Genomic DNA, 19,913 nt, shown 5'->3' on the forward strand with positions numbered 1-19,913 from the left:
CTATAGCTACAGTTTTCAAACTGTAGTACCCTACCTTTAATTACAATTAGTTATCGAGAGGCTGACACCTTGAGTGACATGGCAAAAAATTTAATTCTGTGGCTAGTAATCGCTGTAGTATTGATGTCGGTTTTCCAGAGCTTCGGGCCTGGTGAAAACAACGGCAGAATGGTTGATTACACCACATTCGTACAGGACGTTGGCCAAGGCAAGATTGAGGAAGCGACCTTTAAAGATAGCGAAATTACTTTCGTTCCTCGTAGTGGTGGTAAGTTTGTAACTTACATGCCTATTTACGATCAAAAACTTCTTGATGACCTAATCAAATTGAATGTGATTGTAAAAGGTACTCCACCAGAAGAGCCAAGCCTTCTAAGTACTATTTTCATCTCTTGGTTCCCGATGATCTTACTGATTGGTGTATGGATTTTCTTCATGCGTCAAATGCAAGGCGGCGGCGGTAAAGGCGCGATGTCTTTCGGTAAGAGCAAAGCTCGTATGATGAGCGAGGAGCAAATCAAGACAACATTCGCTGACGTTGCGGGTTGTGACGAAGCGAAAGAAGACGTGAAAGAGCTAGTAGATTTCCTACGTGACCCAAGCCGCTTCCAAAAGCTGGGTGGTAAGATTCCTACAGGTGTCTTGATGGTAGGTCCTCCGGGTACGGGTAAAACGCTCCTTGCAAAAGCAATTGCAGGTGAAGCGAAAGTACCGTTCTTTACTATTTCAGGTTCTGACTTCGTAGAAATGTTCGTGGGTGTTGGTGCATCTCGTGTGCGTGACATGTTCGAGCAAGCGAAGAAAGCTGCACCTTGTATCATCTTTATTGATGAAATCGATGCGGTAGGTCGTCAACGTGGCGCTGGTGTTGGTGGTGGTCACGATGAACGTGAACAAACACTGAACCAAATGCTGGTTGAAATGGATGGTTTCGAAGGTAACGAAGGTATTATCGTTATCGCAGCAACTAACCGTCCAGACGTACTTGACCCTGCGCTTCTTCGTCCTGGTCGTTTTGACCGCCAAGTTGTGGTTGGTCTTCCTGATGTTCGTGGTCGTGAGCAAATTCTGAAAGTTCACATGCGTAAAGTACCACTAGCAGCAGACGTTGAGCCTTCACTTCTAGCGCGTGGTACTCCGGGCTACTCGGGTGCTGACCTTGCTAACCTTGTTAACGAAGCCGCTCTATTTGCAGCTCGTGGCAACAAGCGCAACGTATCTATGGTTGAGTTTGAGAAAGCGAAAGACAAGATCAACATGGGTGCAGAGCGTAAGTCGATGGTGATGTCGGAAGAGATCAAAGAATCGACAGCGTATCACGAAGCTGGTCACGCAATTGTGGGTTACTTGTCTCCAGAGCACGATCCTGTACATAAGGTAACGATTATTCCTCGTGGCCGTGCATTGGGTGTGACTTTCTTCTTGCCAGAGCAAGATGCGATTAGTTACAGCCGCCAGTTCCTAGAGAGCAAGATCGCGACACTTTACGGTGGTCGTATCGCTGAAGACCTTATTTACGGTGCTGATAAAGTGTCTACTGGTGCGTCAAACGATATTAAAGTAGCGACTAACCTAGCGCGTAACATGGTGACTCAATGGGGTTACTCTGAAAAACTTGGTCCTCTCCTGTATGCAGAGGAAGAAGGTGAAGTGTTCCTAGGCCGTAGCGTTACTCAGACTAAACACGTATCAGATGATACTGCGAAGCTGATTGACTCTGAGATTCGTGCCATCATCGATCGCAACTACGACCGTGCACTGAAACTTATCCAAGACAACATGGATATCATGCACGCAATGAAAGATGCGTTGATGAAGTACGAGACTATCGATGCGGGTCAGATTGAAGACCTAATGCAACGTAAAGAAGTCATTCGTGAACCAGCAGGTTGGGGTGAGATGCCTCAGACTGAAGCAAAAACTGAAGAAGTGAAAGCGGAAGAAAAACCTGCAGCGCAAGAGCCAGCAGAAACTCAACCAGAAACTGCTGAAGCACAAGATAATACTGATACTCAAGAGTCTGAAAAGAAAGACTCAGAGTAATTAAGTAAATAAGAACAAACCCCGGGGCAACTCGGGGTTTTTGCATTTATGATGAAAATTACTGCGAACAATAAAACCTTAGATCTATCGACGCCTCAAGTAATGGGGATTCTCAACGTAACGCCGGACTCATTTTCTGATGGTGGCCGATTCAACTCGTTAGAAAATGCCCTTCAACAAGCGGAAAAGATGATTGAAGCGGGCGTGACGATTATTGATATTGGTGGCGAGTCAACACGACCTGGCGCACCGGATGTTGCGCTTGAAGAAGAACTACAACGCGTGATTCCGGTTATTAAAGCGATTCGAGCTAAGCATGACGTGTGGATTTCGGTTGATACCAGTAAAGCCGAAGTGATGCGTCAAGCGGCAGAGGCCGGCGCAGATATTATTAATGATGTGCGCTCTTTACTTGAGCCCGGAGCGTTGGAAGTCGCTGCACAAGCTGGTTTACCTATTTGCTTGATGCACATGCAAGGTCAACCTCGCACCATGCAAGCGAATCCTCACTATGATGATTTGATGGAAGAAGTTGGGCAATTTTTACAAGAGCGTATTGATGCTTGTGAAGCGGTTGGTATTAAGCGTGAACAGTTGATTCTTGACCCCGGCTTTGGTTTTGGTAAAACGCTAGACCATAATTATCATATGTTGGCTCATTTAGAACAGTTTCATCAATTCAATCTTCCAGTACTTGCGGGGATGTCACGTAAGTCGATGTTGTTTAAACTATTGGATAAAACGCCGGCAGAATGTGTTGCGGCAAGCGTAAGTTGCGCTACTATTGCGGCATTAAAAGGCGCTCAGATCATTCGTGTCCACGACTTCGAGGAGACCCTCGATGCAGTGAAAGTGGTCACTGCGACATTGAATAATCGATGAATTTAAAAATAAAAAGGAAACATCATGTCTGATAAAAGACGTTATTTCGGCACCGATGGTGTTCGAGGCAAAGTGGGACAGTACCCTATTACTCCTGACTTTGTATTAAAGCTTGGTTGGGCTGCTGGTCGAGTGCTTGCAAAACAAGGTACTAAGAAAGTAATTATCGGCAAAGATACGCGCATTTCTGGTTACATGCTTGAGTCAGCCTTAGAAGCAGGTCTTGCTGCTGCGGGTCTTAAGGCCACCTTTACTGGTCCAATGCCAACTCCTGCGGTTGCCTACCTAACTCAAACGTTCCGTGCTGAAGCAGGTATTGTTATCTCTGCATCGCACAATCCATACTACGACAATGGCATCAAGTTCTTTTCGTCAGAAGGTACAAAACTACCAGATGAAGTTGAGCTGGCTATCGAAGCTGAGCTGGATAAAGAAATTGAATGTGTGGAATCTGCAGAGCTTGGTAAAGCGAGCCGTCTAAATGATGCAGCAGGTCGTTACATTGAATTTTGTAAGAGCACTTTCCCATCAGAGCTAAGCTTAGCATCGCTAAAAATCGTGGTTGACTGTGCTCATGGCGCGACTTACCACATTGCGCCAAACGTGTTTAAAGAGCTGGGTGCAGACCTTATTCCTATGGGTGTGGAGCCTAATGGCACTAACATCAACGCAGAAGTAGGTGCGACAGATGTTCGCGCGCTACAAAAACGTGTGGTTGAAGAAGGCGCAGCGCTTGGCTTGGCATTTGATGGCGATGGTGACCGAATCATCATGGTTGATCACCTTGGTAACAAAGTTGATGGTGACCAAATTGCTTACATTATCGCTCGTGATGCGCTTCGCCGTGGCGAACTAAAAGGTGGTGTAGTTGGTACGCTAATGACCAACCTTGGGATGGAAAATGGCCTGAAACAACTAGGTATTCCATTTGTACGCGCAGCGGTAGGCGATCGCTACGTAATGGAAAAACTGCTTGAGAAAGGCTGGAAGATTGGCGCTGAAAACTCAGGCCACGTTATCTTACTTGATAAAGTCACCACAGGTGATGCGATTGTGGCAGCGCTACAAGTATTGGCGTCAGTGGTGGGCAGTGAAATGTCACTGCATGAACTCTCTCAAGGCATGACACTTTACCCGCAAGTATTGGAAAACGTCCGTTTTAGCGGCGATTCTAACCCGCTAGAAGCGCAAGCGGTGAAAGATTCAGTTTCAGCTGTTGAAGCGGAGTTAGGTGAAAAAGGCCGAGTATTACTGCGTAAATCAGGCACAGAGCCTTTGATTCGTGTCATGGTTGAGGGTGAAGATGCTGAATTAGTTCAGAGCTCTGCACTGAAAATTGCTGATGCAGTAAAAGCGAGTTTTTAATTCGTACAATTATTGAGAATCAAGCAGATAAAGAGAGGTCGTAAGGCCTCTCTTTTTCTTTGTTAGAGAAGGGTATAGCTGAAATTGAGCTTTTGCCCCTTTTTTGAGCAATCGATTCTCAAGTTAGTTTTTTTTGTTATTTTTCTCTTGTCAGAGTTGACGTGTTTCGCTAGTATTGCTCGGCCTTCATTAAGGAGGTCGCTAGCCTTGTTCCGAAAATTACTTGCTAAGTAAATAAAAGAGCGGCGCTGGCCTAACAATTTGGAACATAGGTGGACAAATAATGTTTGAAGTTCTACTTGTGATTTACCTGTTGGCAGCGATTGGTGTAATCGGCCTAGTGTTGATTCAACAAGGTAAAGGCGCAGATATGGGAGCCTCATTCGGTGCTGGCGCATCAAACACAGTGTTTGGCGCAAGCGGCTCAGGTAATTTCCTAACCCGAATGACTGCAATTTTTGCAACAGTATTTTTCGTAATCAGCCTAGTGCTTGGTAATATTTCAACGCACAAACCTGAATCTCAATGGATTGACCCTACAGCTGGTCAAGTTGTTGAGCAAGTGGCTGATGACGTAGCGAGTGATGTTCCAGCTCCAGTGAGCGAAGAAATCCCGCAATAAGCTAATCATTCTTAGCTAAGAAAAAGATTTAGCTGCCGAGATGGTGAAATTGGTAGACACGCTAGCATGAGGTGCTAGTGCCTTAGGTGTGAGGGTTCGAGTCCCTCTCTCGGCACCATTGATTTACAAACTTGTAAAACCTTTGTTTGAGCGTATAATGCTCAGCAAGTCGGACGCGGGGTGGAGCAGCTTGGTAGCTCGTCGGGCTCATAACCCGAAGGTCGTCGGTTCAAATCCGGCCCCCGCAACCAATACCTTTCTTTTTATGTAAAGAATGGAAAAGGACAAGTTTGCGCAAAGCAATCAATACTACGCTTTGCGAGTTAAGCAGATTCTGTTTAACGTATCAGGGTCCAGCAATAAAAAACCCCGACTTATCGGGGTTTTTTATTATCTAAATTTTTCCAACGGAAGAATTTGGGTAAATGCTTGGAATTTAAAATGGGCTCTGAGCCCTTTTTTTGTTTCTGGAGTGGTTTAAATGACTGGTTTAGAAAGACAACTTACTGAAATGCTTGAAGCTCCTGTAGCAGCATCAGGTTATGAGTTAGTTGGATTAGAATTTATTCGCGCAGGCGAACACTCAACGTTGCGTATTTTTATTGACCATGAGAATGGCATTACTGTTGATGATTGTGCAGAAGTAAGTCGTCAAGTGAGTGCAGTAATGGACGTTGAAGATCCAATCACTGTGGCTTACAACCTAGAAGTGTCTTCTCCAGGTTTAGAAAGACCACTTTTCAAAGCAGCACACTACGAGCAATTTATTGGTCACGAGGTGAGCATGGTTTTGAAAATGGCTGTAGGTAACCGTCGCAAATGGAAGGGTACTATCCACTCTGTTGATGGCGAGACCATCTCTGTTACCGTTGAAGGTAATGAAGAGCAGTTTGCGTTAAGCAACATTTCAAAAGCTAACCTGATCCCTAAATTTTAGGTCCCTAAACATTGACCTTAGAGGCTATATCAAATGAGTAAAGAAATTTTAGCGGTAGCAGAGGCAGTATCGAACGAAAAAGCGGTACCTCGTGAGCGTATTTTTGAAGCACTAGAAATCGCTCTAGCTACTTCAACTAAAAAGAAGCGCGATATCGAAATCGACGTTCGCGTTGCTATCGACCGTAAAACGGGCGAATTCGAAACTTTCCGTCGTTGGTTAGTAGTAGAAGAAGTAGAGTTCCCAACAAAAGAGATCTCTCTAGAAGCAGCTCGTTTTGATGACGACAGCATTGAACTGGGCGATTACGTTGAAGACGAAATCGAATCAGTGAAGTTTGACCGTATTACGACTCAAACAGCGAAACAAGTTATCGTACAGAAAGTACGTGAAGCTGAGCGCGCACAAATTGTTGAGCAGTTCATCGACAACGAAGGTGAACTAGTAACTGGTGTTGTTAAGAAAGTTAACCGCGAGACTATCGTGCTTGACCTAGGCAACAACGCAGAGTCGGTAATCCTACGTGATGACCAACTTCCTCGTGAAAACTTCCGTCCAGGTGACCGTGTTCGTGGTCTACTTTACAAAGTTGCGCCAGAAGCACGTGGTTTCCAGCTGTTCGTGACTCGCTCTAAGCCAGAAATGCTTAAAGAGCTATTCCGCGTGGAAGTGCCAGAAATCGCTGAAGAGATCATCGAGCTTAAAGGTGCGGCACGTGATCCAGGTTCTCGCGCTAAGATCGCAGTGAAAACAAACGACAAACGTATCGACCCTGTTGGTGCTTGTGTTGGTATGCGTGGTGCACGTGTACAAGCTGTATCTGGCGAGCTAGGCGGCGAGCGTATCGATATCGTTCTTTGGGACGATAACCCAGCGCAATTCGTAATCAACGCAATGGCGCCAGCTGATGTTGCATCTATCATCGTTGATGAAGATACCAACTCAATGGACATCGCAGTAGAAGCTGACAACCTAGCGCAAGCTATCGGTCGTAACGGTCAGAACGTTCGTCTAGCGTCTCAACTAACGGGTTGGGAACTGAACGTAATGACTGTTGAAGACCTACAGAAGAAGCACGCTGAAGAGTCTCAAGCATCTCTAGATAACTTCATGAAGTACCTAGATATCGAGCAAGACTTTGCAGAGCTTCTTGTTGAAGAAGGTTTCTCAACATTAGAAGAAGTAGCCTACGTACCAGTAGCTGAGCTTCTAGAAGTTGATGGTCTAAACGAAGAGCTTGTAGAAGAACTTCGTAGCCGTGCGAAAGACGCTCTAACGACAATTGCCCTAGCGCAAGAAGAGTCGTTCGAAGGTCTAGAGCCAGCAGAAGACCTACTAGGCCTAGAAGGTCTAGAACGTGAAATGGCATTCAAACTGGCAGCAAAAGGTGTAATCACACTAGAAGATCTTGCTGACCAAGGTATTGATGACATAGAAGGTATTGATGGACTAACAGAAGAGCGCGCAGGTGAGCTTATCATGGCTGCACGTAACATCTGTTGGTTCGGCGAAGAAGCATAATAATTCAGCAAGGAGGAAGCGGAATGACACAACTTACAGTAAAAGCTCTTAGTGAAGAGATTGGTACACCAGTTGACCGCTTAATTGAACAACTTGCTGATGCAGGAATGAAAAAAGCAAGCGGCGACACAGTTACAGATAGCGAGAAGCAAGCGCTTCTTGGCCATCTTAAAAAAGAACACGGCGATACGTCGGGTGAATCAGAGCCTACACGTCTAACGTTGCAACGTAAGACTCGTAGCACTCTGAGTGTTAACGCTGGTGGCGGCAAGAGTAAGGATGTTCAGGTAGAAGTGCGCAAGAAGCGCACTTATGTGAAGCGCAGCACTATCGAAGACGACGCACAACGTGAGGCTGAGGAAGCAGCGAAACGTGAAGCAGAAGAGCTTGCGAAGCGTGAAGCTGAAGAGCTTGCAAAACGCGAAGCTGCAGAGAAAGCACAACGCGAGGCCGAAGAGAAAGCGAAGCAAGAAGCGGATTCAAAACGCCAAGCTGAAGAAAAGGCCAAACGCGCACAAGCTGATAAGGCTAAAAAAGAAATGAATGCAAAAAACGCTGAAGTTAACGACCAAGCGAAGAAAGAAGCAGACGAACTAAAACGTCGTCAAGATGCTGAAGCTCAACGCAAAGCTGAACAAGAAGCAGCTAAGCTAGTTGAGGAAGCGCGCAAGTTAGCAGAAGAAAATGCCGCTCGTTGGAGCGAAGAAGAGAAGAAAACTAAAGAGTTGGAAAACTCTGACTACCACGTAACTACTTCATCTTACGCTCGTGAAGCGGAAGACGCGGCAGACCGTCGTGAAGAGGGTGGTGCACGTCGTAAGAAGAAGAAAAAAGCTGCAGCAACGCCTGACCGTAACCAGCGCAACCAACGTGGTGGCAAAGGCCGCAACAAAGGTAAACTTGCTAAACCAACTTCAATGCAGCAAGGCTTCGACAAAACAGCAACTGTAGCGAAAGCAGACGTTGTGATTGGCGAAACTATCGTTGTATCTGAACTTGCTAACAAGATGGCTGTTAAAGGCACAGAAGTTATCAAAGTGATGATGAAGATGGGCGCTATGGCGACTATCAACCAAGTGATTGACCAAGAAACAGCACAACTGGTTGCTGAAGAAATGGGCCACAAGGTTATTCTTCGTAAAGAAAACGAGCTAGAAGAAGCGGTACTAAGCGATCGTGATAGCGATGCAGAAGCAACACCACGTGCTCCTGTTGTTACTATCATGGGCCACGTTGACCACGGTAAAACTTCTACACTTGACTACATCCGTAAAGCTCACGTTGCTTCAGGTGAAGCGGGTGGTATTACACAGCACATCGGTGCTTACCACGTTGAGACTGAGAACGGCATGATTACGTTCCTTGATACTCCTGGACACGCGGCGTTTACTGCAATGCGTGCTCGTGGTGCTCAAGCGACAGATATCGTAGTTCTAGTAGTAGCAGCAGACGATGGCGTAATGCCACAAACAATCGAAGCGATCCAGCACGCGAAAGCGGCAGGCGTTCCTCTGATTGTTGCTGTGAACAAGATCGATAAAGAAGATGCGAACCCAGACAACGTTAAAAACGAACTGGCGCAATACGACGTTATCCCTGAAGAATGGGGCGGTGAGAACATGTTCGTTCACATCTCTGCGAAACAAGGTACTAACATCGATGGTCTTCTAGAAACTATCCTTCTTCAATCTGAAGTTCTAGAGCTAACAGCTGTAGAAGAAGGCATGGCGTCTGGTGTTGTTGTTGAATCTCGTCTAGATAAAGGTCGTGGTCCAGTTGCTACTGTTCTAGTTCAATCTGGTACGCTACGTAAGGGCGACATCGTACTATGTGGTCAAGAATACGGCCGTGTACGTGCAATGCGCGATGAGAATGGCCAAGAAGTAACGACTGCTGGTCCTTCTATCCCTGTAGAGATTCTAGGTCTATCTGGTGTTCCTGCATCAGGTGACGAAGCAACAGTTGTACGTGATGAGCGTAAAGCACGTGAAGTAGCGAACTACCGTCAAGGTAAATTCCGCGAAGTGAAACTTGCACGTCAACAGAAAGCGAAACTAGAGAACATGTTCTCTAACATGGCTGCTGGTGAAGTTGCTGAGCTGAACGTAGTACTGAAAGCTGACGTACAAGGTTCTGTTGAAGCAATCGCTGACTCGCTACGTAAACTGTCTACTGAAGAAGTTAAAGTTAACATCGTAGGTTCTGGTGTTGGTGGTATTACAGAAACTGACGCAGTTCTAGCGGCAGCATCTAACGCTATCATCCTAGGTTTCAACGTTCGTGCTGATGCATCTGCTCGTCGTGCTGTTGAAAACGAAAACCTAGATCTACGTTACTACTCAATCATTTACCAATTGATTGACGAAGTGAAACAAGCAATGGGCGGTATGCTTGCTCCAGAATTCAAGCAAGAGATCATTGGTCTTGCTGAAGTTCGTGACGTATTTAAGTCACCTAAACTGGGCGCAATCGCTGGTTGTATGGTTACAGAAGGTGTTATCAAGCGTAACAACCCAATCCGCGTTCTACGCGACAACGTAGTTATCTACGAAGGTGAACTAGAGTCACTACGTCGCTTTAAAGATGACGTTCAAGAAGTTAAGAACGGCTACGAATGTGGTATCGGCGTTAAGAACTACAACGATGTTCGCGTAGGCGACCAAATCGAAGTATTCGAAATCGTTGAAGTTAAACGTACTCTTGATTAATTGACTAAAATTACTCGCAAGCCCTAGGCATGCAGTAATAGGTTGTTGAATACGCCATGGGGGGCTGGAATTATCCATCCCCCCATTCTTTCTAATAAGAGAAAAGTTATGTCAAAAGAATTTAGCCGCACGCAGCGCGTAGCGCAGCAGCTGCAAAAAGAATTAGCGATGATCCTGCAACGTGAAGTGCGCGATTCTCGTCTAGGTATGGTGACCATTTCTGATGTAGAAGTGTCACGTGATCTTGCTTACGCGAAGGTCTTCGTTACTTTCCTATGTGTGGGTGAGCAAACTCCTGAATCATGCTTAACTGCGCTTCGTGAACATGAAGCACACATTCGCATGATGCTAGGTAAGCGCATTCGTCTGCGCCTTACTCCAGAAATTCGCTTCCACTACGACAACACATTAGTTGAAGGTATGCGTATGTCTAACTTGGTAAGCGAAGTAGTAAGCCAAGATAAGCAGAAGCAAAAAGACTCTGGTCGTGAGGACGAAGAGTAATGGCTCGTCGTCGTAAAGGTCGTCCTATTGATGGTGTTATCCTGTTGGATAAGCCTACTGGTATCTCTTCTAACGACGCATTGCAAAAAGTTAAGCGTATCTACTTCGCTGAGAAAGCGGGGCACACAGGTGCGCTTGACCCTCTAGCAACAGGCATGCTGCCTATTTGCTTAGGGGAAGCGACCAAGTTCTCCCAGTTCCTACTTGATTCAGACAAGCGCTACCGTGTTATCGCGAAGCTTGGTGAGCGTACCAATACGTCTGACTCGGACGGAGAGGTGGTAGAAACGCGTCCGGTGAACGTTGAGCTAGATAAACTGACGGAATGCGTTGAGAGCTTCCGTGGCGAGTCTGATCAAGTTCCTTCGATGTTCTCTGCACTTAAATACCAAGGCAAGCCTCTGTATGAATATGCCCGCCAAGGTATCGAAGTGCCGCGCGAAGCTCGTAAGATCACCGTGTACGACATCGTGCTGCATCGTTTTGAAGGCGATGAAGTAGAGATGGAAGTGCACTGCTCGAAAGGCACTTACATTCGTACCATCGTTGATGATCTAGGTGAGATGCTAGGCTGTGGTGCTCACGTAACTATGCTTCGTCGTACAGCGGTTGCAAAATACCCGTACGAGAAAATGGTCACGTTAGAGCAGCTTAACGAGCTATTAGAGCAAGCTCATCGCGAAGAAAAAGCACCGAAAGAGCTTTTAGACCCACTGTTAATGCCAATGGATACTGCGGTAGCTGACCTTCCAGAGGTGAACATGAACGCAGAACTGACCGATCTTGTTCAGCATGGTATGCCTGTACAGGTAGCGGGTGCGCCAGCTGAAGGAACAGTGCGTATGACAAGTGGCGAAGAGAAGCTATTTATTGGTGTTGCTCAGATTGATGACCATGGTCGAGTTGCACCAAAGCGCCTAGTGGTTTTTCGTGAGCCAGTAGAAAACGAGTAATCCTCAAGATTGTTCGTTATGCGAAAATAAAAAAAGGAGCCGATGGGCTCCTTTTTAGTTTCTGCTAAAGACTAAATTAGTCTTCTAGGTCACCACAGAAGCGGTAGCCTTCACCGTGAATCGTTGCGATGATCTCTGGTGTACCAGAAACAGATTCAAAGTGCTTACGGATACGACGAATCGTTACGTCAACGGTACGATCGTGTGGCTTAAGCTCGCGGCCAGTCATCTTCTTAAGAAGATCGGCACGAGTTTGGATCTTACCTGGGTTCTCACAGAAGTGTAGTAGAGCACGGAACTCTGAGCGAGGTAGTTTGTAGCTGTCACCATCTGGGCTTACTAGAGAGCGGCTGTTGATGTCTAGCACCCAACCGTTGAACTGGTATTTCTCAACGCTACGTTTCTCTTCTTGAACAGCGCTTGCGTTCATAGAGCGGTTTAGTAGGTTACGAGCACGGATAGTCAGCTCACGAGGGTTGAATGGTTTAGTGATGTAATCATCTGCACCGATTTCTAGACCAAGGATCTTGTCTACTTCGTTATCACGACCAGTTAAGAACATCAGTGCTACGTTAGCTTGCTCGCGAAGTTCACGCGCAAGAAGAAGACCATTTTTACCTGGAAGATTGATGTCCATGATTACCAAGTTGATCTGGTTATCAGAAAGCACTTGGTGCATCTCTTCACCGTCGCTGGCCTCATAAACAGCGTATCCCTCTGCTTCAAAAATACTCTTTAGAGTGTTACGAGTTACTTGCTCATCTTCAACGATAAGAATCTGCGGGGTTTGCATTTGGCGGTACCTAAACTTGTGAAAAAATTGTGCTAATAGAATAAATTCTAGGCAAAAATATTACATACAGATAATTTGCTATTGATAATAAACCAAAGAGTTTAAAAAAACACTGTCTTTGGTAACCCGCCGTCCTTGGTGTTACTTTCTTACAGAAGAGGTCCCTTGTCCTCATTTGTTCTATTAGGCGTTGAAACGAATTTTATATAGTTAACAGCATGCTAACAATGCTCAAATGTTAATTCCATGCACTTTGTTGATTTATATCAAGAGAATCGATGTAACAAATATTAATAGTAACTGATAAATGTAAAATTAATGATTATATGATGATAGATGCTGAGTTATGGCAGGCATATAGTGATCCTTACTTAAAGTTTTCTGCCCCATTCCCCGAACAAGATTTTGCGATTATTACCGCAAGTAACCCCCATAGTGTCATTTGTTCAGAACAGGAAAATGGCTTAAAAAATAGTCATTTACGTCGTGATGTTCGTCGCAAAGTTTGTGTTAGTGTTGTGGTGGGCAACGAAGACTTTTCTTGGTCGGAAGAGAGCTTTGCAATTGTAATCTCGAAACAACAAGCGATAGATCTAGCGCAAAAATATCACCAAAATGCGATCTATTTTGTACAGGGTAAGCGGTTATTTTTGTTATCGTGTTTAGCAGATCGAACAGAAATTAATCTAGGAGAATGGTTGTTTCGGCTTAGATAAGGAATTCAAAATTAGCATCATGGAGGAAACATGAGAGATATTACGCCGGATATTTGTGACAAGTTTGAAGATCACGTCACTTACGTAAATTTACCACTAAGTAACTTTGGTCGTAGAAGTGCTTTTTGGGGAGAAATCGTCACAGTACGTTGCTACCACGATAACTCTAAGGTTCGTGACATGCTAGAGCAAGACGGCACAGGTAAAGTGCTCGTTGTTGATGGAAATGGCTCCTGCCAAAAAGCACTGATGGGTGATCAGTTAGCGATTTTAGCGATAGAGAATAACTGGGAAGGCGTCATTGTGTATGGTGCAGTTCGTGATGTTGCCATGATGGCTGAGATGGAGCTTGGTATTCAAGCGCTAGGCACTTGTCCATTTAAAACCGAAAAGCGCGGCGCTGGCGAAGTTAATGTGACGTTGACGATTCAAAACCAGATGATTCAACCGGGTGATTATATCTATGCGGATTGGAATGGAATTTTGACGTCAACTGAGTTGCTTAATTGGAACTAGAACCGAAACCCTAAGCCGACTTCAACACCTTGCTGCCACTCTTGATAGTCGAGGGTGGCATGCAAATCGATGTTATCGGTGAGCTGAACGCGGCTTGATACCTCTGCACCAATCCCTTCTTCTTTACCATTAGGTGCGCTGATGTCGGAGTATGAATGCAAAGTACTTTTTACCGATAGACGAGGGGACACTTGGTAACTCACACCACTTAAGAATCCACCTTCGTTATTTTTTCCGTTATTCAAACGGGCACCTACATACAAATCTAGATTATCAAACAGACTGTAAGAGTAGCCACTATCGATTGTCCAAGAATCGAAACTGTACTGGTTGCTTTCACTGGAAATAAAAGGTTTAAACGGGGTATGGCTTTGGTGTGTCGGTAAAATAGGTAGATCAGCCGCGACAGCTGTGCCGCTAAGCAAAGCAAGAGTAAGGCTGATTATTTTTTTCATACGCCGCTCCAGACTATTCGCTGTTCATTTTCCACTGCCTTGTAAGTAAAGCATAAAACTTCCGAACTAGTCGCAAGATTTATATTCCAATTCGTTATTATGACATAAGTGCACAGTTTCACTGTGATCTTGGCGTCGTTTTATCCACCTTGATTGAATATTAAACAAGTTAAAAAGCAAAAAAGAGAAACTTTTCGTTGACTAGTTGTTAGTGAATAAGGTAATTGTATGGGTAAGCAAACACACAATATTCAACAAAACCATATGTTTCATAACAGCCTAACAGTAATGACCACAACCATTATTATTACCGACACCACACGCGTTGGGGCAGGCTGCTAAGCGAAAGAAATTCAAAAAAAGGCCTGTAACCCATTCGGTACAGGCCTTTTTTTATGCCAATTTATAAGAGAATTTGGAGACAGGGATGCGAGTTTTAAAATTTGGTGGCTCATCGTTAGCCGATGCGGATCGTTTTTTACGTGCCGCGGATATCATAGCGAACAATGCCCAACAAGAAGATGTAGCCGTGGTGCTTTCTGCACCGGGTAAAACAACCAACAAGCTAGTGGCGGTGATTGAAGCGTCGTTAAAAAAAGGCGATGCAGAGCTGCAAATCGCGGCTTTAGAAGATGCCTTCCGTGACCTCTTCCAAGACATAAAGCAGGTGCTACCAAATATCGATGGTAGTGGCTATGACAACCAAGTTAAAACTTCGCTGAATCAATTACGCCAATATGTAAACGGCATCAGTTTGCTGGGGATGTGCCCAGATAACGTCAACGCACGTATCATCAGTAAAGGTGAACGTGTGTCGATTCAGCTAATGAAAGCCGTGCTGGAGGCAAAAGGTCAGCCAGCCAGCCTGATTGACCCGGTAGAATACTTATTTGCTCGTGGTGATTACCTAGAAGCCATGGTTGATGTGGATGTTTCAACACAAAACTTCCGTCAAAACCCATTGCCTCAAGGTCATGTCAACATCATGCCGGGCTTTACTGCGGGTAATGAAAAAGGCGAGTTGGTGACACTAGGCCGTAATGGTTCAGATTACTCGGCTGCTGTGTTAGCGGCATGTCTACGTGCGGATTGCTGTGAAATTTGGACTGACGTTGATGGCGTTTACAACTGCGACCCTCGTTTGGTTGATGATGCTCGTCTGCTTAAGTCACTCAGCTACCAAGAAGCGATGGAGCTGTCTTATTTCGGTGCGTCCGTTCTGCATCCGAAGACTATTGCCCCAATCGCTCAGTTCCACATTCCATGCCTGATTAAAAACAGCTTTAATCCGCAAGGTGCAGGTACGCTGATTGGTCAAGATACCGGTGAAGACAACCTTGCTATCAAAGGCATCACGACACTAAGCGATCTCACAATGGTTAACGTGTCAGGCCCGGGCATGAAGGGCATGGTTGGTATGGCAAGCCGCGTATTTGGCGCGATGTCATCTGCGGGTGTATCAATTGTGCTGATCACACAATCTTCTTCTGAGTACAGCATTAGCTTTTGTATTGAGGCTGAAGACAAAGTGCGCGCGCAACAAGCATTGCGTGATTCTTTTGAACTTGAGTTAAAAGATGGCCTTCTAGAGCCAGTCGAGTTTATTGACCATGTGGCTATCGTGACACTGGTTGGTGACGGTATGCGTACATCTCGTGGCGTGGCATCTCAGTTCTTCTCATCATTAGCCGAAGTTAACGTAAATATCGTTGCGATTGCTCAGGGCTCTTCAGAGCGAGCAATTTCGGCGGTGATTCCTGAAGATAAAATCTCAGAGGCAATTAAAGCGTGTCATGAGAACTTATTTAACTCGAAACACTTCTTAGATGTCTTCATTGTTGGTGTTGGCGGCGTTGGCGGTGAGCTGGTGGATCAGATTCAGCGTCAACAAGCTAAATTGGCAGAGAAGGGCATCGTATTACGAGTTTGTGGTCTTGCGAATAGTAAGGGCGTATTACTTGATGGAGAAGGCCTACCGCTAGATCACTGGCGTGATCGCCTCAACGGTATCAGCGAAGAGTTTAGCTTACCGCGTTTGACCTCATTGGTTCAGCGTAACCATATTATTAACCCAGTATTGGTTGATTGTACGTCGAGCGAAAAAATCGCCGAGCAGTATGCTGATTTCTTAGCGGCGGGCTTCCATGTTGTGACGCCAAACAAGAAGGCTAATACAGCGAGTATGGCTTACTACCACCAACTTCGTGATGTTGCGCGTAGCTCTCGTCGTAAGTTGATGTACGAAACAACAGTAGGTGCGGGCCTTCCGGTTATCGAAAACCTACAAAATCTCATTTCGGCAGGTGATGAACTAGAGCGCTTTTCTGGCATTCTATCTGGCTCACTGTCTTACATCTTCGGCAAGCTTGATGAAGGCATGACGCTAAGCCAAGCTACAAACATTGCTAAAGATAATGGCTTTACTGAGCCGGATCCACGTGATGACCTATCGGGTATGGATGTCGCGCGTAAGTTACTTATTCTGGCGCGTGAAGCAGGTATGAACCTAGAGCTTGAAGATGTGATTGTTGACCAAGCACTGCCACCAGGTTTTGATGACTCAGGCAGCGTAGAAGAGTTTATGGCTCGTCTACCTGAAGCGGATGCTTATTTCCAAAAACTCGCATCAGATGCGGCAGAAGAAGGCAAAGTGTTGCGTTACGTGGGTGAGATTGTCGATGGTAAGTGCCGAGTGAGCATTGCTGCAGTGGATGGTGATGACCCAATGTTTAAGATTAAAGATGGCGAAAACGCACTGGCGTTCTACAGCCGTTACTACAGCCCAATTCCATTGGTGCTGCGTGGATACGGAGCGGGTACAGCGGTGACTGCCGCAGGTGTGTTCTCTGATGTGATGCGCACGTTAGGTTGGAAGCTAGGGGTTTAATGATGAGCAGTGATATGAGTAGTGGTATGGATGTGGTTGTTTACGCGCCCGCTTCAATTGGTAATGTCAGTGTTGGTTTTGACGTATTGGGGGCAGCAGTGTCGCCGATTGATGGCACGCTCTTGGGTGACCGAGTATTGGTCAAAAAAGGCGAGCAACCATTCACGCTAGATACTGCGGGTGACTTTGTTTCAAAGCTACCTACTGATCCTAAAGAAAACATCGTTTATGACTGCTGGCGAGTTTACTGTCGCGAGTTGGAAAAGAAAGGTGTTGAAGCTCTACCTGTCGCAATGACGCTAGAGAAAAACATGCCGATTGGCTCGGGGTTAGGTTCAAGTGCGTGTTCGATTGTCGCTGCGTTAGACGCGTTGAACCAATTTCATGCTAAACCATTAAACGAGACAGAACTGCTGGCGTTAATGGGTGAGATGGAAGGCCAAATCTCAGGTGGCATTCACTACGATAATGTTGCGCCATGCTACCTAGGTGGCTTGCAGTTGATGCTTGAAGAGTTAGGTGTAATTAGCCAAGAAGTACCATGTTTTGATGAGTGGTATTGGGTCATGGCCTATCCGGGCATTAAAGTGTCTACGGCGGAAGCGCGTTCTATTTTGCCATCGCAATACCGTCGCCAAGATGTCATCGCCCATGGCCGCCACTTAGCGGGTTTTATCCATGCGTGTCATTCAGGCCAGCCTGAACTCGCTGCAAAAATGATCAAAGACGTGATCGCAGAACCATATCGTGAGAAACTGCTACCGGGATTTGCTGATGCACGTAAATATGCGGCATCGGCAGGTGCGCTAGCAACAGGTATTTCAGGCAGTGGCCCAACACTGTTTAGTGTCTGTAAAGAGCAGGATACTGCTGAGCGTGTAGCTCGATGGCTCGAACAAAATTATGTACAAAATCAGGAAGGATTCGTTCACGTTTGTCGCTTAGACAAGCAAGGTTCGAAAGTAACAGGAAGTGAGCTATGAAGCTTTACAATATAAAAGAAAATGATGAACAAGTTTCCTTTGGCCAAGCCGTTCGCCAAGGGTTAGGTCGTAATCAAGGCCTATTTTTCCCATCTGAACTGCCTAAGTTTGATGATGTGGATGCGCTACTGGAGCAAGATTTCGTTGCTCGCAGTACCAAGATTCTATCGGCATTGATCGGTGAAGAGCTTGCAGAGCTGCAAGTTAATTCTATGGTTGATGCGGCATTCCAATTCCCAGCACCGATTAAGCAAGTTAAAGACGGCGTTTACGCGCTCGAACTTTTTCATGGCCCAACCCTTGCGTTTAAAGATTTTGGCGGTCGCTTTATGGCGCAATCTTTAGCCGCGGTTTCAAATGGCGGTAAGATTACTATTTTAACTGCAACATCTGGTGATACGGGTGCGGCAGTGGCGCACGCTTTCTACGGTATGGAAGATATCAATGTCGTGATTCTTTACCCGAAAGGTAAGATCAGCCCACTGCAAGAAAAGCTGTTCTGTACTTTAGGTAAGAACATTCATACCGTTGCGATTGATGGCGATTTCGATGCGTGTCAGGCGCTAGTGAAGCAAGCCTTTGATGATGCTGAGCTGCGTGAAGAGATTGGTTTGAACTCGGCTAACTCAATTAATATTAGCCGTCTAATGGCGCAAATCTGTTACTACTTCGAAGCCGCTTCTCAACTGACTAAACAACAACGAGAAAACTTGGTTGTGTCAGTGCCAAGTGGTAACTTCGGCAATCTAACTGCGGGTTTGCTAGCTAAAGCAATGGGGTTACCAATCAAGCGCTTTATTGCCGCGACCAATGCCAATGATACGGTGCCACGTTACCTAGAAACAGGTAAGTGGGATCCAAAACCAACAGTGGCAACCACATCAAATGCAATGGACGTTAGCCAACCAAACAACTGGCCTCGCATTGAAGAACTTTGCCGAGTGAAAGAATGGGGTTTAGAAACCTTAGGTAAAGGTGCAGTGACTGATGAGCAAAGTGCTCAATCTGTGCGTGATCTAAACGAACTAGGTTACCTATGTGAGCCACATGGTGCTATTGCCTACCGTGTGCTTGAAGAGCAATTGGCGGAAGGTGAAACAGGCCTATTCCTATGTACTGCGCATCCTGCGAAGTTTAAGGAAGTGGTGGATGACATTTTAGGTAGCGATATTGAGTTGCCGGGCCCACTAGCTAAACATGCGGTGATGGATCTACTGTCAGAAGATCTCGCAAACGATTTTGATGCACTTAAGCAAGTGTTGCGTCGCGTTCAGCCATAGACTGAACGTAAGTGCAGCGGAATAGAAAAAGGTCGTCTAAATTAGACGACCTTTTTATTTGTTCTTTCTCTGAGCTTTAGTTTGAAGGCTTGTGCAAAGCAAATGTTGGCAGAGATAAATGCCAGCGAATTGCACCGAGACGAATCAATAGGGTAAAGAAGACCCCAGCTAAGAATGCAGTTGAGTTGCTATAACCCATAGCCAGTGCTGTGGTGTGGAACACCCCGCCGACAATACAGGCGGTCGCATAGACTTCACTTCGTAGTACCATTGGTACTTCACGAGCCAGCACATCACGGATAATACCGCCGCCACAACCGGTTATTACCCCCATGATCACCGCGACCATCGCAGAGTCTTGATAAGCCATGGCTTTCTCGACGCCAATGCCAACGAAGACCGCAAGACCAATCGCATCACAGACAGGTAAAATCCACCAAGCTAAGCGTTTCGGTCGACGTACAATCAGCATCGTCAGTAGACAGGTAATAATAATCACCCAAAGGTAATTGGTGTCGGTAATCCAGAAAACAGGCGTCGCACCTAAAGCCATATCACGAATAGTACCGCCGCCAATCGCGGTTACGCTGGCAAGCACCGCGACACCAAATGGGTCCATTTTTAAGCGGCCCGCAAGCAGCACGCCAGAGATAGCAAAAATAGCAGTACCAAAAAGGTCAATTGTATAAAGCAGCATGGAGTCCATGTTACTAAGTTCTCATATTGTTGTTAGCTGTTGATATTTTCA

The 19,913-nt window shown here is 45.7% G+C and carries 17 protein-coding genes, 2 tRNA genes and 1 other annotated feature; of the genes, 16 read left to right on the forward strand and 3 right to left on the reverse strand.

The genetic code is table 11. From position 1 onward, the window contains the following. The first annotated feature begins 78 nt into the window (after window positions 1-78). From ftsH to truB, 11 genes are all read left to right on the forward strand, one after another. Window positions 79-2,043, forward strand: a complete 1,965-nt coding sequence (gene ftsH, locus OH461_RS09825) for an ATP-dependent zinc metalloprotease FtsH (protein ID WP_270020443.1) — start codon at window positions 79-81, stop codon at window positions 2,041-2,043. 51 nt (window positions 2,044-2,094) lie between these two features. Beyond that, window positions 2,095-2,925 carry a dihydropteroate synthase gene (gene folP, locus OH461_RS09830; protein ID WP_270020566.1) on the forward strand — a complete coding sequence of 277 codons (831 nt, stop codon included), beginning with the start codon at window positions 2,095-2,097 and terminating at the stop codon, window positions 2,923-2,925. Between the two features lie 24 nt (window positions 2,926-2,949). Beyond that, window positions 2,950-4,290, forward strand: coding sequence for a phosphoglucosamine mutase (gene glmM, locus OH461_RS09835; RefSeq protein WP_270020444.1), 1,341 nt, complete (start codon window positions 2,950-2,952; stop codon window positions 4,288-4,290). Between the two features lie 283 nt (window positions 4,291-4,573). Continuing rightward, entirely contained in the window at window positions 4,574-4,912 is a 339-nt protein-coding gene (secG, locus tag OH461_RS09840; protein ID WP_270020445.1) for a preprotein translocase subunit SecG, read from the forward strand. Between the two features lie 34 nt (window positions 4,913-4,946). Then, window positions 4,947-5,030, forward strand: a tRNA-Leu gene (locus OH461_RS09845). Window positions 5,031-5,086: 56 nt separating this feature from the next. Beyond that, window positions 5,087-5,163: transfer RNA gene (locus OH461_RS09850), tRNA-Met, on the forward strand. A gap of 230 nt (window positions 5,164-5,393) precedes the next feature. Next, a complete protein-coding gene (gene rimP, locus OH461_RS09855) occupies window positions 5,394-5,849 on the forward strand; it encodes a ribosome maturation factor RimP (RefSeq protein ID WP_270020446.1) in 456 nt (151 codons plus the stop codon). A 33-nt stretch (window positions 5,850-5,882) separates the two neighbouring features. After that, complete coding sequence (gene nusA / locus OH461_RS09860) at window positions 5,883-7,370, forward strand: transcription termination factor NusA (RefSeq protein ID WP_270020447.1); 1,488 nt, start codon at window positions 5,883-5,885, stop codon at window positions 7,368-7,370. A 23-nt stretch (window positions 7,371-7,393) separates the two neighbouring features. Next, complete coding sequence (gene infB, locus OH461_RS09865; protein WP_270020448.1) at window positions 7,394-10,078, forward strand: translation initiation factor IF-2; 2,685 nt, start codon at window positions 7,394-7,396, stop codon at window positions 10,076-10,078. A 108-nt stretch (window positions 10,079-10,186) separates the two neighbouring features. After that, a complete protein-coding gene (rbfA, locus tag OH461_RS09870; RefSeq protein WP_260259846.1) occupies window positions 10,187-10,582 on the forward strand; it encodes a 30S ribosome-binding factor RbfA in 396 nt (131 codons plus the stop codon). Further along, window positions 10,582-11,535 (forward strand): tRNA pseudouridine(55) synthase TruB, encoded by a 954-nt coding sequence (gene truB, locus OH461_RS09875; protein ID WP_270020449.1) that lies wholly within the window; start codon window positions 10,582-10,584, stop codon window positions 11,533-11,535. The genes rbfA and truB overlap by 1 nt, the downstream gene beginning before the upstream one ends. Before the next feature lie 76 nt (window positions 11,536-11,611). On the opposite strand, the gene arcA is transcribed toward truB, so the two are convergent. Then, complete coding sequence (arcA, locus tag OH461_RS09880) at window positions 11,612-12,328, reverse strand: two-component system response regulator ArcA (RefSeq protein WP_270020450.1); 717 nt, start codon at window positions 12,326-12,328, stop codon at window positions 11,612-11,614. Between the two features lie 326 nt (window positions 12,329-12,654). Between arcA and OH461_RS09885 the strand changes: the two genes are divergently transcribed. Together OH461_RS09885 and OH461_RS09890 are read left to right on the forward strand one after the other, a co-directional pair. Continuing rightward, window positions 12,655-13,044: a DUF3293 domain-containing protein gene (locus OH461_RS09885; RefSeq protein WP_270020451.1), complete on the forward strand. Its 390-nt coding sequence runs from the start codon at window positions 12,655-12,657 to the stop codon at window positions 13,042-13,044. A gap of 30 nt (window positions 13,045-13,074) precedes the next feature. Continuing rightward, entirely contained in the window at window positions 13,075-13,560 is a 486-nt protein-coding gene (locus tag OH461_RS09890; RefSeq protein ID WP_270020452.1) for a putative 4-hydroxy-4-methyl-2-oxoglutarate aldolase, read from the forward strand. On the opposite strand, the gene OH461_RS09895 is transcribed toward OH461_RS09890, so the two are convergent. Beyond that, a complete protein-coding gene (locus OH461_RS09895; RefSeq protein WP_270020453.1) occupies window positions 13,557-14,015 on the reverse strand; it encodes a ribonuclease regulator in 459 nt (152 codons plus the stop codon). The two genes, OH461_RS09890 and OH461_RS09895, sit on opposite strands and share 4 nt — an antisense overlap. Before the next feature lie 279 nt (window positions 14,016-14,294). Further along, window positions 14,295-14,411, forward strand: a sequence feature (Thr leader region). A 31-nt stretch (window positions 14,412-14,442) separates the two neighbouring features. Here OH461_RS09895 and thrA point away from each other — a divergent pair. The 3 genes from thrA to thrC are packed head-to-tail and all read left to right on the forward strand — an operon-like array spanning window position 14,443 to window position 19,165. Then, window positions 14,443-16,902 (forward strand): bifunctional aspartate kinase/homoserine dehydrogenase I, encoded by a 2,460-nt coding sequence (thrA, locus tag OH461_RS09900; protein ID WP_270020454.1) that lies wholly within the window; start codon window positions 14,443-14,445, stop codon window positions 16,900-16,902. Between the two features lie 26 nt (window positions 16,903-16,928). Continuing rightward, on the forward strand, window positions 16,929-17,885 hold the full coding sequence (gene thrB, locus OH461_RS09905) for a homoserine kinase (protein ID WP_270020567.1): 957 nt from the start codon (window positions 16,929-16,931) through the stop codon (window positions 17,883-17,885). Then, entirely contained in the window at window positions 17,882-19,165 is a 1,284-nt protein-coding gene (gene thrC, locus OH461_RS09910; RefSeq protein WP_270020455.1) for a threonine synthase, read from the forward strand. Before thrB ends, thrC begins: the two co-directional genes overlap by 4 nt. Window positions 19,166-19,241: 76 nt before the next feature. Here the strand turns inward: thrC and OH461_RS09915 are convergent, their stop codons facing one another. After that, window positions 19,242-19,871 carry a TRIC cation channel family protein gene (locus OH461_RS09915; RefSeq protein ID WP_270020456.1) on the reverse strand — a complete coding sequence of 210 codons (630 nt, stop codon included), beginning with the start codon at window positions 19,869-19,871 and terminating at the stop codon, window positions 19,242-19,244. Window positions 19,872-19,913 lie beyond the last annotated feature (42 nt).

The sequence above is a fragment of the Vibrio sp. LaRot3 genome, from assembly GCF_027587025.1.
Classification (GTDB): domain Bacteria; phylum Pseudomonadota; class Gammaproteobacteria; order Enterobacterales; family Vibrionaceae; genus Vibrio.

What these genes read in the sequence shown, in the direction of transcription:
- folP (WP_270020566.1), top strand. Translation starts at nt 2,095, where the DNA reads ATGAAAATTACTGCGAACAATAAAACCTTAGATCTATCGACGCCTCAA.
- OH461_RS09895 (WP_270020453.1), bottom strand. Translation starts at nt 14,015, where the DNA reads ATGAAAAAAATAATCAGCCTTACTCTTGCTTTGCTTAGCGGCACAGCT.
- secG (WP_270020445.1), top strand. Translation starts at nt 4,574, where the DNA reads ATGTTTGAAGTTCTACTTGTGATTTACCTGTTGGCAGCGATTGGTGTA.
- thrA (WP_270020454.1), top strand. Translation starts at nt 14,443, where the DNA reads ATGCGAGTTTTAAAATTTGGTGGCTCATCGTTAGCCGATGCGGATCGT.
- OH461_RS09915 (WP_270020456.1), bottom strand. Translation starts at nt 19,871, where the DNA reads ATGGACTCCATGCTGCTTTATACAATTGACCTTTTTGGTACTGCTATT.
- ftsH (WP_270020443.1), top strand. Translation starts at nt 79, where the DNA reads ATGGCAAAAAATTTAATTCTGTGGCTAGTAATCGCTGTAGTATTGATG.
- arcA (WP_270020450.1), bottom strand. Translation starts at nt 12,328, where the DNA reads ATGCAAACCCCGCAGATTCTTATCGTTGAAGATGAGCAAGTAACTCGT.
- rbfA (WP_260259846.1), top strand. Translation starts at nt 10,187, where the DNA reads ATGTCAAAAGAATTTAGCCGCACGCAGCGCGTAGCGCAGCAGCTGCAA.
- rimP (WP_270020446.1), top strand. Translation starts at nt 5,394, where the DNA reads ATGACTGGTTTAGAAAGACAACTTACTGAAATGCTTGAAGCTCCTGTA.
- thrC (WP_270020455.1), top strand. Translation starts at nt 17,882, where the DNA reads ATGAAGCTTTACAATATAAAAGAAAATGATGAACAAGTTTCCTTTGGC.
- thrB (WP_270020567.1), top strand. Translation starts at nt 16,929, where the DNA reads ATGGATGTGGTTGTTTACGCGCCCGCTTCAATTGGTAATGTCAGTGTT.
- truB (WP_270020449.1), top strand. Translation starts at nt 10,582, where the DNA reads ATGGCTCGTCGTCGTAAAGGTCGTCCTATTGATGGTGTTATCCTGTTG.
- OH461_RS09885 (WP_270020451.1), top strand. Translation starts at nt 12,655, where the DNA reads ATGATGATAGATGCTGAGTTATGGCAGGCATATAGTGATCCTTACTTA.
- OH461_RS09890 (WP_270020452.1), top strand. Translation starts at nt 13,075, where the DNA reads ATGAGAGATATTACGCCGGATATTTGTGACAAGTTTGAAGATCACGTC.
- glmM (WP_270020444.1), top strand. Translation starts at nt 2,950, where the DNA reads ATGTCTGATAAAAGACGTTATTTCGGCACCGATGGTGTTCGAGGCAAA.
- nusA (WP_270020447.1), top strand. Translation starts at nt 5,883, where the DNA reads ATGAGTAAAGAAATTTTAGCGGTAGCAGAGGCAGTATCGAACGAAAAA.
- infB (WP_270020448.1), top strand. Translation starts at nt 7,394, where the DNA reads ATGACACAACTTACAGTAAAAGCTCTTAGTGAAGAGATTGGTACACCA.